We start from the raw sequence: 12,554 nt of genomic DNA, 5'->3' as shown, positions 1-12,554 counted from the left end.
TCACCCCCAAATAAATTAATCGAGCAAGCTTATGAGCTTCTTAGCGAAGCCTTGGTCAGTGACAGCGACAACTACGCGAGCTTCTTTCCCGATAGAACGTCCGAGAACGGAACGGTCTTCAACTTTTCTAACCGGAACATTATAAAATTTGCATTTGTCAGATACCTTTTTTTCTGTGTTAGGTGAGGCATCTGCTGCAAGAAGAACCAGCTTAGCACGCGCATGTCTAATTTCTTTGATCACCAGATCTTCTCCTGACACGACTTTACGAGCTCGATTTGCTAGACCAAGCAAAGGATACCATTCAGATTCATTCATTAGGTTTTTTCACCTTTTCAGCTAGTTCTAGTAATTCTTCAAATATGTGTTCGTCAATCTGTGTCTGAAATTGCTGCTGTAAACTGCGTTTGTTCTTTGCCGCAAGAATGGTTTCTTTATCGAGAGAAAGGTAAGCCCCGCGTCCGTTCATTTTTCCGGTAGCGTCAACAGACACTTCTCCTTCTTTCGAACGAACAACACGGATCAGTTCTTTCTTTGGTTTCATTTCTCCCGTCACGACGCATTTTCTAAGCGGGATTTTTTTTCGGCTTTTCACCTTTTATATCACCTCTTATTCGTCAGATTCCTCAGCTACTGGTTCAGCCTCTAAGAAAAGAGATTCAGAGTCTTCAGTTCTTGGGAAAATACCGAGTTCCCTTGCATCTGTTTCGCTTTTAATGTCAATTTTCCAGCTGGTCAGCTTCGCTGCAAGACGAGCATTTTGACCTCTTTTACCAATCGCTAATGATAGCTGATAATCAGGGACAATGACTGTTGTCGCCTTGTCTTCTTCATTCACAATGACATCAAGTACTTTTGATGGACTCAGCGCATTGGCAACAAATTCAACCGGGTCATTAGACCAATGGACAATGTCAATTTTTTCGCCTTTTAGCTCATTGACAATTGCTTGTACACGCTGGCCTTTTGGTCCAACACAGGAGCCAACTGGATCAACATCAGGATCATCTGTACGAACAGATATTTTAGAACGGTCTCCAGCTTCTCTAGCAACCGATTTAAGCTCTACAGTACCATCATAAATTTCTGGTACTTCAATTTCAAATAAACGCTTTAAAAGACCTGGATGTGTTCTAGACACATAAATTTGTGGTCCTTTTGTTGTTTTTTCTACTTTTGTAATGAACACTTTAATGCGGTCATGAGGTTTGTATTCTTCATTTGGCATTTGTTCATTGACAGGAAGAAGGGCTTCGATTTTGCCAAGTGACACGTAAATGAATTTACTGTCAATTCGCTGAACGATTCCCGTCATAATGTCTTCCTCGCGGTCGATAAACTCAGTGTAGATCACACCACGCTCTGCTTCTCTTACTCGCTGCGTCACAACTTGTTTCGCTGTCTGAGCTGCAATGCGCCCGAAGTCTTTTGGTGTGACTTCAATCTCAACGACGTCACCCACCATGTAATTCGGGTTAATATTGGCTGCATCATCTACAGAGATTTCAAGGCGAGAATCATACACTTCATCTACAACATCTTTTCTTGCGAACACACGAATCGTTCCCGTTTCGCGGTTTAAATCAACACGAACATTTTGTGCTTGATTAAAATTACGCTTATATGCAGAAATGAGTGCAGCTTCTATCGCTTCAATTATAATTTCTTTACTAATACCCTTCTCTTTCTCAAGAACAGTCAGGGCATCTAACAACTCACTACTCATTTTTATGGTTCCCCCTTATATCAATGAAAAGGTTAATTGAACGAAACTGCTAATCTTGCGTTAGCTATTTTTTCGTATGGAATATTGATCTCTTTCTTTCTTGTCTTGATCTTCACTGTCACTGTTGCAATCTCACCATCAAAGCTTGTAAGCTCACCTTCAAATGCTTTTTCACCATCAATTGGTTCATATGTTTTCATGAAAACATTTTTTCCAAGTGCTTTTTCAAAATCAGCTTTTTTCTTTAATGGGCGCTCCGCTCCAGGAGAGGACACTTCAAGAAAGTAGTTTTGGCTAATCGGATCTGCCTCATCAAGCTTTTCGCTCAAGGCTTCGCTCACTTTGGCACACTCTTCGATATCGACACCTTTATCAGAGTCAATAAACACGCGAAGGAACCAGTTTTGACCCTCTTTGACAAATTCAACATCAACGAGTTCAAGCTGTAAGCCATCTAAAATTGGCTGCACCATTTCGCTTACGACATCCACTACTTTTTTGCTCATTCTCTTCCTCCTTGTGCTTTCGATAAACGCTCTTATCAATCATTCTGCATAAAAACCCTGCTTTATGTGAGCAGGGGGAGCAGAAAACGGATGAATAATGTCGAGACAAAAATTGCCTGTTCAATACAAAAGAGCGGGTTTCCCCACTCTTGTCTCGGTAATCGTTAGCATTTCCATAAAAACTATACCATATCCAATTTTTTTATGCAAATGAAGTTCCTCCTTATAATAGGTACTCGTTCATCAGTTACTACAGCATGTTCACTACGATTAATACCTCTCTCTTCCTTTATATATGAATGGAAACCACTCTGAACAGAACGGGCTGGTCATACTGCAGGTGTAAGCAATGAGCGAAGAACAGAGCTCCCTATGAAAGAAAGTAACATCTACACTAAGTCATTTCTATTTCGAAAAAGCATTTTGTATGATACAGAATGGTTATTCATATAGAAGAAAAGAGTGTTGCAGTGAACGGATAACCTTCACACGAAAGAAAGAACCATGTTTATATGGCGTTATTTATCCAGACTGTTTAATAAGCCATGCATGTAAAAGTAAAGGCGCATTCTGTGCTGAACTGTTATATTCACCTGGAACCTGTCTTAACGTTTGTTGTAAATTTTCATTTCCTATTAACGATAAAAATTCCATACTAAATGGGCTAAATCCTCCAATTATAGAAGTACCAATCTTATACGTCATATCCTTTCTAGTTTTGGTCATATAGGTGAGTAACTGCTCGAACTCAGATAATGTCAATGAGGCGTGATATTGATCATATAAATACAGCTCTTCTTCTTTGTTCTGAACTGAACTCAATCCACTTTCTATACTATCTCGATTTAAATCAACTATATAAATAATCGATTCATTTGATAAATAAGGAAGTAACTGTTCTAATAATGCTAAAGGATCTTCAAATAGACCAAAACACAGATGTATCAAAATCACATCATAACTTTTCGCATGTGATGAAAAATTTTTGATATCCGTACAAATAAAATTAGCTTTTATATTTAATTTTTTTGCACAATGTATGGCTTCTTCAGATGAATCAATTCCAGTCAAATCAGCTAGAGGTAATTGCTTAGATACATACTCAAGCATCTGCCCTTGTCCACATCCTATATCTAAAATAGAAGCAGGTGTTTTTTTGAATATTAGTTGATAATAAGAAATTAAAGTTTCAGCTGATAGACATCGAGTAAATGGTGTTTCTCGATTATCATAATTTGAACTTATTTTTCTTTTTTCTGGATCCAAAAACCATGACTGAGCCAGAGCTCTTTTTTCTTTAAGCTCTTTCATCTTTTCTTGTATTATCACAGGGTTTACCACCTTTATTAAAGCCTCACCAATCAGTTTCAGATAATACGGGAGGTTTCGTTTTGAAGTTCTTTATTTTGCGAGGTTGAAAAAAATGAATGAACAGATTATGTGAAATATGAAATGCTATCGCTGCTAAAATACCGAATGTTAAGTATGAAATAACTGTGATTAATGTAAAAAGCGACATATAAGCAATAGACTTAACACCGCCTATTGGTATATGCAGCAAGATAAATCCTATTGAACTGATACAGAAAGATACCGCTGCAGATTCCACAAAATTTGTTAGTAATAATAACGGAAGAAAGAACCGCCAAATTAATTCTTCTGATAGAGCAGTTAATGGAAGAAAAAAGATTGAATCAACATTGACAACATATCTGCCTCTAAATGCAACAACTTTCTTTTTTAATTTCCATATAACTGACGGTAATAGGATACCTAATAAAAAGAAGAATAAAATACCATACACATTTTGTTTATGAGAAATTTCAGCTAAGAGCTCTTGAGAAAATGCTCCACAGCATATAGAAGCTCCAATAATCGTGAATCCATCATAGCTCCTCTGAGGAGTGATATATGTTATGAACTTTCGAACGGATATTGGTTTATCTCTTTTGATTTTGATAACCATTTTTGAGCTTAAGGGACCCAAAAAGTGAATGAGGATCCCTAAAGCTGCTACCATTGAAATCATCTATTTAAGTACCCGCAATCAATGTATAAATTGGGGCATCATCTACTCCATTAAATCCACCAATCAGTTCCATTAACTCATCATCGATAAACCCTCCGAATGGTCGACTATTAATCTTCTGTGCAGTAGATAGCAAAATCATATTTTGCATGACATGTCCTGCCTCCATAAAAACGAAGCGATAAGAACGATGTCCATATTTAAATCGAGAACGCCAAAAATTAGCTGAAATGACTACAGCAAATGCAAAATCTTGAACGGATTCTTCTTGTAGCATTATTTTCTCAAATTCTTTTTCAGAGTAATCACCCATTTTAGTCAATCCTTTTCTATACGGATCGAAATGATAAACACCTTTGTCTAAAGAATCGACTTTGCTTGCTACAATAAATAGATCTAGAGGATAAAGTGCCCCGCCAGAGGGTATAGGGCGTCTAGGTCCTTCTTTACGTTCTACCAATCCATAACTCTTCTGTAAAACTGTTGAGAGTTGTTCTAATGAAACACTCCCCCCGCTAAAATAATCTGCACTTCTTCGTCCCTTAATGACATCGTCTAAAGAAATATTTGTATTTAATGGTTTAGGTAGTGAAATTAAAGGTAGATCATCAAACCTTTTACTTGCATGTGTAGCAATCTTTTGCAAAGTTTGAGATCGAAGCAGCCCTGCAACACCAGGTGCGTCCCATGCCATTGAGCCTCTATAGATTTTTGTTGCCTCAAACCAATTTTCAGAAGGATCATCAAACCGTAATGCTTCGTTTCCATACACAACATCAGCCAAATTAGTAGCATGTCTTTCAATACTATTCATATATTTAATCACCTTTCTACGATATTAAGGAAATGGATGCGGAATTGGATTCAGTTCTTCTAACTTAAAAGGTTTATCTACTAAACCTAAATGATAAGAATGTTTTAAAATTCGTTCTCCGCCCAACATTCTACCTCTATAAAGAACGTCAATCGGTTTATATCCAGGAATAATTGATTTTACGACATAGGCACCAGCATCTTTTATGTCAGGGCTGGTTAAATCAAAAGTTGCCACATGATATCCTTGGTTTGATAAATGACTGACAAGGTTAGTCCATAAAATGTCTGGAGAACGATCATCAAACGGTGCATAGTTTTTAACGTCCACTAATTTCTCACTCGCTGTTAAAAAATCAGCTTCTTTCACAATAGCTGTTCCCGCATATAGTTTAATATGATCTTCAAAACTGTTAATATCACGATAATAATCTACATCCACTAAGGCGTTCCCTAATCGTTGTTCTGTTTTCACCCAAGTTCTTGTATACATTCCCTCTATTGCAGCTTTCTCACATGCTCTTTCAATTGAATGAGCCGAGGCAGCGCCAATAGCAAATGGAGCTAAATCTGTATGAGGATTTCTTATTACTGCCAAAATAGTAGGAACACCAGAAAAAATGCTCATGTCTACTAAATGCAAATCAAGAGAAGTAGGTTTAATATATCTTTCATAGAAATGTTTTAATCTAGGGGAAGTATTAATATCAATCTTGGGTAAACTTAACTTATTGTACCAAGTAAGCATAAATGCATCTCTTTCAATTGTTTCAAATAAACCTGAGATTGCCGCTTCTTGATATGTAATACCACAAGCTAGGCCATTACTAGTTGCATGACCAATATTGGGGTCTCCTGGCCACTCAGTATAGTTTGCAATATGAATTAATTGAGCAGGCGTCCAAACTTCTTCATTATTTTCAGCAATATGACCTTTTCTCCACCATAATTTTGTATCTTCATTCCATCTATCATGAGGAAAATTCGGATCTTCATATTGAGTGACAGCATACATCTCCCACTTATCAAAACCAATTACTGATTTGCCTTCATTGACTAAGTCCTTTTGAGTACCAAAACATACAACATCAGAGTTTAAAGGTAAATAAGCGGCACTATATCTTTCCACCGTTTCACCTATTGCTGCTAATCTAGCTGCAGCTGGATTAGCAGATCCTCCCCCATTATAAGAATTCGATGGGACCCCGAATAAAATATTACTGTCTGTACCATGCGCTCCATATGAATGACCCCATATATCATCAACATCTCTGAGTTTTCTATACTCTCTACGGACTATCCCAACATAAGGATCTGCCAATTGGTCGAGTATTTCCCATGACTCTTCTAACGTTGTCCATTGATTAGCCATAATTAATTATTCACCTCACCATGAAACCAAACTTGAGGAAAACCTGTATCTGCAGCTGGGGAACACTTTGGGCATCTAGGAACTCGATAAACACGATGATGATTAAATGAAACACCTTTATCATCTAAATTAATTGTTGTAAATCCACCTGGTGTTGCACTTGGTGCGTAATCTTTTAGTGTGAGCCATTCTAAAATTAAATTACTTGCAATTCCGATTTGAACTAAATTAATCGGCATATGATAAACCGGTTTCTTTTCAGGATTTATAGGTTTTATTTTCATTAAGTCTGATCGCAATACTTCGTCAGAAAAGTTTGCTGATTTTCGAAGGTTATAGCAATGTAAACAAGCTGATTGATGGGGCAAGAAAAATGGACCTACCCACGATGTCTGTCCATCATATGGCACAATGCTTAACCAAGGGATGTGGTCTTCTAATGCCAGATCATTTATTTCTTCAAAAATCGGGTCTAAATGAGAGTTGCCAATAGCAACCCTGATATCTGGCTGCTTATTTAATTCTCCTTTAAGCACTACTTGTAGCCCCGCCTCTTGCAAATAACGAATGAATTCAGCAGCAACTGGGTTATGATCTCGCGTAATAACTTCAACAATCCCTGTTTTTAAACGATCTAGTATATCTTCAACCAATACTTGTCCACCGGCTCTTTCATAAGACAAAAGCGCAGTTAAATCAAAGGTCATATCCGTCTTAACACACATTCCGTTCGCAACTAAAAATTCGAGGACATGTTTTAATTGATCACTCTCTACTTCGAAATTCTCCTTAAGCTCTTTAATTGAAACCCCATTATCTTCCGTAAGATAATCAGAAATTTCTTGAATAAATTCAATAATTCCGTCACCTTCAATTTTGGTGATAGTTTGTGCTTTTAAACCAATCAAACTGTCTTCTAGTTTACCTAGCGTAATGTGTGGTGCTAATTTATACCTCGTCATTTCTTGGTCTTTGACAAACATATATTATTCCTCCTTAAGAGTAATTAATTTGTATTTTAGATAATTGTGCCCGATTTGGGGGATGACCAATTATTTGTTCCAGCGTGTTCGTAAATGGCTGTAAATGTTTTGAAGAAGAAGCTTCTTGAAATTCGGCTAACCATTCTAATACGTCTAAAGGCATATTGTTCTGGGACAAAATTGATATGACCTCTTCTTTACTTTTACAATACAATTCAATTTTCATGTTTAAATCCTCTTCAAAAATATCCTTCAGCCTACTCATACTTACTAACTCTGGTCCTGTTAAATCATATGCCTTTCCAGCGCGATTCCTAACATCCTGTTTAGGGATCAAACATGCCTTTACAACATCTTTTGTATTGATCCAATTAACTCCCTCGGGAGAAAATGCAGTTATTAATTTACCAGTAGCACCTGCCCATCCTCTATAAAGTTCTATATTAATATCAAGCGGTGATGTCCTATAAAGTATGCTATTCTGATAGATTTTCAATAATTCACTTTCAAGAGAACCTAGTTCATCCTCGACAGTATGCCTTCTATTAGATAAAATAATCGTTTCCGTTTGAAAATCAGTATTATTTATAAAGTATTCTTTGTCATAACTAACAGCTCCACCCAAATCAATTATTTGAACAGGATAGTCTTCATACTCAACTTTCATCTTCTCTAAATAGGCTTTTATTGGTTCTCTAATCCCGACATAATGAATACTCATAAACAGCCCCCCTCTTTTCTCTTTCTTGACTCACCAATGGAATAAAAAGGTTGAAATCTAAGGTAATCAACTTATAAAAGAAATTTCATTCTTCTATTAGAGTTCTTTATAACTAGTAATCTCAATATTTTCACACATTTACTTAACTTAATATCTAAATATCCAAAATATTCAACCCAAATAAACGTCACCCTTCCAACAAAAAACAACATTGAGACCATATAAATCCTTTAAATACATAAAATTTTAAATATAGTATTATTTTCCATAGTCATATTAAACCACACTCTCCTGGTCTTATCAACGTACTTTTCAGAAAACATAAAACTTTCAAACTTATACATTGACAAATAAAGACTTATGAACCATCATATGTAATATATCAACTACATATCTATGTTGATAAATTTTAAATAAGGAGGTCTAAAGATGACTAAAATTACAATCCCAACTGCTTTGGCTGCTAAGGTACATGGGGAAGGTCAACATTTATTCGAACCAATGGCTGCGCGCTGCACTTGCACAACAATCATCTCAAGTTCTTCAACTTTCTAATCAACTTTAGTTTTTTCGACATATCATTGAAAATATCGCTCGCCACCTAGCGAAGCAGACTTAGCTAGGTGTGTGGGCATCTTTTGTTTAAGCAAGAAATAGTGAATAAAACAAAATAAAAGGCTATTGAGATTTTCTCAATAGCCCCTGCTGTATTACATATCGATTACTTCCACACCACTTAAATTTGCCCCTTCTCCTTCTAAAATATGATAAGTCATTTTATCCATTGTCACTCCAATAAAATTTAATTTTTTAATCGTACATGATTTAAAATTCACATTTATTAATTTAGAATTCTCAAAAGAAATATTTTTAAAATAACAATTTTCAAATGAAACATTTATTAAAGATGATTCATCAATACTAACGTTGGGTAAATGACAGCCATATAAAGAGGAATTCTTTATCTCACAATGTTCAAAATGAGATTGATTCAAATCACTCTTTTCAAAGGTAGATGAGGAAATTTCAGAATCGCTAATATTCACTTTTTTTAGATAGCACCCATTAAACTCTGAATGACTCATCACTTTTTGTTCAATCGACAGCCCCTTAAAATCGCACAACTTATATTTAACATTTATAAATGTTAACCAATCTAAATCAGCATTAACAAATATTTTTTTCACATGCACTACGCGGTTATGATCATCAATTACTAATGTATGATTATCAGTGCTTATTTCGCCTGATTTCAGCTTTTCAATAAGCATATCCTGAACTTCTGCCTCTTTTAATCCATCATTTTCGAGTTTTAATTTAATGTCGCCAAGCAGCTCTAATAATTCTTTTTTCTTTTCTTCATATGTTTTGTCTTTTTTATATGGCCGAAAAAAACTTTCAACATACAGTACTAACTCTTCACTTAACATTGCCTCACTCCCTTTTTTACAGCCGGCATACTTGAAATTTAGATAAATGATTAAAATCAACTTTTAACTGAAATTTTTAGAGCCTAGCCTCTGGCTCTTTTTATATATTTTTTGTAGCCAACCAACGAAAGAATAAACCCTAACAGTGTATAGCCTATAAGAACTACTGTTACTAAGATTAAATTCTCTCCCCCGGGTAGTGTTGATACTGATTGCACTAAGCCTTGATGTGCCCAATACTGCGGGAAGAGCATACCAATTATTTTGAGATAACTAGGTAATTGATCAAATGGAGTCCATAAACCACAAGCAACTGCTGTCCCTAAAGCAATCATGTTTGTCATTACTAAGCCTGTATTCTCAGTTTTAGCAAATGCGGCGATGGCAACTCCCCATGAAGTCACTTGCATTGATAATAGAACCACTACTAAGAAATACGAGCTGTATTGTGTTATTTCAATACCATATAAATAAACCCCTAAAATGGTTAACAGCAAAACTTGAAATAAAATGATGATAAAAAACGGAACGCACTTTCCAAGAAAAAAATGATGCGGCTGTAAAGGAGTACTTGCTAGCCTTGCCACAATCCCTTTCTCACGATCTTTTACAAAACTAATGACAATTGAAATAATGACAAATGTGGAGAAAAACACGCTCATCCCTGTCACTGATTGAGAAGCAACCAATGTTTTTTGCGCTTGAGAACTACCTGTTGTGAATAATTCTATTAAAAGAATAATTGAAGCAACTGGTAATAAAATGGTCCAGAACAACAATGATCGGTCTTTCACCTGTTTTATAGATTCGATGCGGACTAGTGGCCACATAAAAATCACTCCCGTTATATTAATTTGATTCCCTTTCATCTATCACTCTTAAATAATCACATTTTTTATTAATTTTACCATTTGCAGATGTGATGAATTATAATTAGCCAAAAAATTTCGACTAATTACTTATGATTTTAAATTTTACGGTACACACAAATTAATTCTGTTCTTTAGATTTTGATGCTCTTTCTACATCAGTCACTCTTATAAGTAATTGAATACGAGAGTGGTTTTCATTCATAAAGACATTTTTATTGTAATTGATCACGTAAATCTGTTCCTGTTAATTGAAAAAAAACATCTTCAAGTCTCGGTCTGTACAAAGATAATTGTTGGGGAACCAGCGATTCCTTTTTACTTAGTTTAGCCAATTCTTCTAATGTATCTAATGGTTTTGCTGTTTTAACCAACACTCCACCTTGATAGGTTACAAAATCATACCCGAGAGTAGTTAATGTTTTACTAGGAATCTTAGATTCAAAAAAGACAGATGTTTCTGCGTAACGATTCAAAAGCTCACCTATTTTTCCTTCTTCAACAATTTTCCCTTTATCAATGAAAGCCACATAATCACATAAACTCTCTATTTCCTCCATATAATGACTAACATAGATAATAGTTCTTCCCTCTTCCTTCAATTTGTTAATGATGTCGAAAATATAACGTCTTGATTGAGGATCTACCCCCACTGTCGGTTCATCTAAAAGAATTAACTGAGGAGCGTGCATTAAAGCGCAGCCAATATTCAAACGACGTTTCATTCCTCCTGAAAAGCTTTCAACTATATCATTTGCTCTTTCCCACAATCCTACATCTTTTAGTGTTTGTTCTACTCTTTCATCTAATGTTTTCCCCTTTAAACCATAAATTTGTCCAAAAAACTCCATATTTACTTTAGCTGTTAATTTTTCCTCTAAGCTGATGTCTTGCGGGATGTAGCCGAGCGCACTTTTAGACTCACCAACATGCTCAACTTTGCCTTCATATGATTTAATGATATGAGATATAATTTTCATCAAGGTTGATTTACCAGACCCGTTTGGACCTATTAATCCATAACAAACTCCTTCTGGAATCGTTAATGTAACACTATTTAATGCTTGGGAAGTTCCGTATTTTTTACTAACGTTTTCTATTTTCAACATTCGGCACCCTTTCCTTCCATCTCATTTATTTTTTAAAATGGCTTCAATAACACTCAAGTATTCTTTGTAGGCGTGCTCTCCCAAATTCGTTATACTTACTATTGTTTTTGGTTTTTTATCCACAAAGGTTTTTGTAATTAGCACGTAGCCTGCTTCCTCTAATTTTTTTAAATGCGAGCCCAAATTACCGTCTGTTACAGATAAAGAACTTTTTAAGAAGCTAAAATCACATTTTTCATAAATCATTAATAAACTCATAATACCTAACCGAACTTTTGGATGGATTAAATCATTTAAACTATTGACATTACTCATTTCCTTGTCCTTTTCTTTTTAAAATCACACCAGTTAATAACAAACTTCCTCCACCAATAAAAGCGAAGATAATGTTCATTAAACTAGGAAATAATAAAAATGTAGTTACACCTAAAACACTTAACCAGAACCCCATAATAAAGATCTCTTTAGCCAAAACAATACCTAAGAGTAAATACATGATAGAAACCAATAAAACAATATAAAAGGGTAAATTATTTAATGTATATGGTAATAAACCAACACATATTAAAAAAATAAAGATACCTAAAATAATTCCAAGACCAAGCCATGTGTATTGCAATTGAGTTCTTAAAAACAAGGGCATCGGTATCATTTTCTTTTGTTTAAAATATGTAGTTAAAGTGATAACCCAGCCCGCAATGCCTAAAATAAGCCAAAAGACACCTGTAGTTATTGAATTAGCAAAAAGTAAAGGGATTGAATATCCCATTATCCAAATAAGGCCCCAAATGATAAAATAAATACTTGTTTGTTTACAATACTCTGTTTTATAATTTGTAATCGTCTTGATATGAGATAAATTCTCTAATATTTCTGAATTATTAATTTTTTCATTAGACATAAATAAACTCCTCTTTCACAAAGAACTCTGTACTACAGAGTATAGAATTAAATTTCCATTTAGTCAAGTTATTGGAAATACATTTTTTATGAATT

The 12,554-nt window shown here is 35.1% G+C and carries 16 protein-coding genes; 1 reads left to right on the top strand and 15 read right to left on the bottom strand.

Translation table 11 applies throughout. The annotated features are described in order from the left end of the window. Positions 1-15: 15 nt before the first annotated feature. The 10 genes from AC20OE_RS13355 to AC20OE_RS13310 form a co-directional block, all read right to left on the bottom strand. Positions 16-318, bottom strand: coding sequence for a YlxQ family RNA-binding protein (locus tag AC20OE_RS13355; RefSeq protein WP_039178647.1), 303 nt, complete (start codon positions 316-318; stop codon positions 16-18). Next, the gene (gene rnpM / locus AC20OE_RS13350) at positions 311-595 is read right to left on the bottom strand and encodes an RNase P modulator RnpM (protein WP_024424139.1); all 285 of its coding nucleotides are present in this window, start codon (positions 593-595) and stop codon (positions 311-313) included. The genes AC20OE_RS13355 and rnpM overlap by 8 nt, the downstream gene beginning before the upstream one ends. Before the next feature lie 15 nt (positions 596-610). Continuing rightward, positions 611-1,726 carry a transcription termination factor NusA gene (gene nusA, locus AC20OE_RS13345; RefSeq protein ID WP_024424140.1) on the bottom strand — a complete coding sequence of 372 codons (1,116 nt, stop codon included), beginning with the start codon at positions 1,724-1,726 and terminating at the stop codon, positions 611-613. Between the two features lie 32 nt (positions 1,727-1,758). Next, a complete protein-coding gene (gene rimP / locus AC20OE_RS13340; protein WP_003211398.1) occupies positions 1,759-2,232 on the bottom strand; it encodes a ribosome maturation factor RimP in 474 nt (157 codons plus the stop codon). 522 nt (positions 2,233-2,754) lie between these two features. Further along, the gene (locus AC20OE_RS13335; RefSeq protein WP_372555894.1) at positions 2,755-3,561 is read right to left on the bottom strand and encodes a class I SAM-dependent methyltransferase; all 807 of its coding nucleotides are present in this window, start codon (positions 3,559-3,561) and stop codon (positions 2,755-2,757) included. Between the two features lie 25 nt (positions 3,562-3,586). Then, positions 3,587-4,261, bottom strand: coding sequence for a CPBP family intramembrane glutamic endopeptidase (locus AC20OE_RS13330; protein WP_039178639.1), 675 nt, complete (start codon positions 4,259-4,261; stop codon positions 3,587-3,589). 4 nt (positions 4,262-4,265) lie between these two features. Then, positions 4,266-5,075: a SagB/ThcOx family dehydrogenase gene (locus tag AC20OE_RS13325; protein ID WP_039178635.1), complete on the bottom strand. Its 810-nt coding sequence runs from the start codon at positions 5,073-5,075 to the stop codon at positions 4,266-4,268. A gap of 24 nt (positions 5,076-5,099) precedes the next feature. Next, the gene (locus AC20OE_RS13320; RefSeq protein WP_039178632.1) at positions 5,100-6,446 is read right to left on the bottom strand and encodes a YcaO-like family protein; all 1,347 of its coding nucleotides are present in this window, start codon (positions 6,444-6,446) and stop codon (positions 5,100-5,102) included. A 2-nt stretch (positions 6,447-6,448) separates the two neighbouring features. Further along, the gene (locus AC20OE_RS13315) at positions 6,449-7,429 is read right to left on the bottom strand and encodes a TOMM precursor leader peptide-binding protein (protein ID WP_059374837.1); all 981 of its coding nucleotides are present in this window, start codon (positions 7,427-7,429) and stop codon (positions 6,449-6,451) included. Between the two features lie 13 nt (positions 7,430-7,442). Then, positions 7,443-8,150, bottom strand: a complete 708-nt coding sequence (locus AC20OE_RS13310) for a Rossmann-fold NAD(P)-binding domain-containing protein (protein ID WP_039178624.1) — start codon at positions 8,148-8,150, stop codon at positions 7,443-7,445. A gap of 429 nt (positions 8,151-8,579) precedes the next feature. Between AC20OE_RS13310 and AC20OE_RS13305 the strand changes: the two genes are divergently transcribed. Then, positions 8,580-8,705: a plantazolicin family TOMM peptide gene (locus tag AC20OE_RS13305; protein WP_080701195.1), complete on the top strand. Its 126-nt coding sequence runs from the start codon at positions 8,580-8,582 to the stop codon at positions 8,703-8,705. A gap of 155 nt (positions 8,706-8,860) precedes the next feature. On the opposite strand, the gene AC20OE_RS13300 is transcribed toward AC20OE_RS13305, so the two are convergent. The 5 genes from AC20OE_RS13300 to AC20OE_RS13280 form a co-directional block, all read right to left on the bottom strand. Further along, positions 8,861-9,580 (bottom strand): pentapeptide repeat-containing protein, encoded by a 720-nt coding sequence (locus tag AC20OE_RS13300; RefSeq protein WP_039178621.1) that lies wholly within the window; start codon positions 9,578-9,580, stop codon positions 8,861-8,863. Positions 9,581-9,663: 83 nt separating this feature from the next. Next, positions 9,664-10,410: an ABC transporter permease gene (locus AC20OE_RS13295; protein ID WP_059374841.1), complete on the bottom strand. Its 747-nt coding sequence runs from the start codon at positions 10,408-10,410 to the stop codon at positions 9,664-9,666. 254 nt (positions 10,411-10,664) lie between these two features. Continuing rightward, positions 10,665-11,558, bottom strand: a complete 894-nt coding sequence (locus tag AC20OE_RS13290) for an ABC transporter ATP-binding protein (protein ID WP_059374832.1) — start codon at positions 11,556-11,558, stop codon at positions 10,665-10,667. Between the two features lie 21 nt (positions 11,559-11,579). After that, positions 11,580-11,873 (bottom strand): winged helix-turn-helix domain-containing protein, encoded by a 294-nt coding sequence (locus AC20OE_RS13285; protein ID WP_039178612.1) that lies wholly within the window; start codon positions 11,871-11,873, stop codon positions 11,580-11,582. Continuing rightward, positions 11,866-12,459: a hypothetical protein gene (locus AC20OE_RS13280; RefSeq protein ID WP_059374830.1), complete on the bottom strand. Its 594-nt coding sequence runs from the start codon at positions 12,457-12,459 to the stop codon at positions 11,866-11,868. Before AC20OE_RS13280 ends, AC20OE_RS13285 begins: the two co-directional genes overlap by 8 nt. Positions 12,460-12,554: the final 95 nt, after the last annotated feature.

It is taken from the genome of Bacillus sp. SRI_025, from assembly GCF_057592095.1.
The sequence above is the reverse complement of the archived record's forward strand: the minus strand, read 5'-3'. Positions and strand labels throughout refer to the sequence as shown.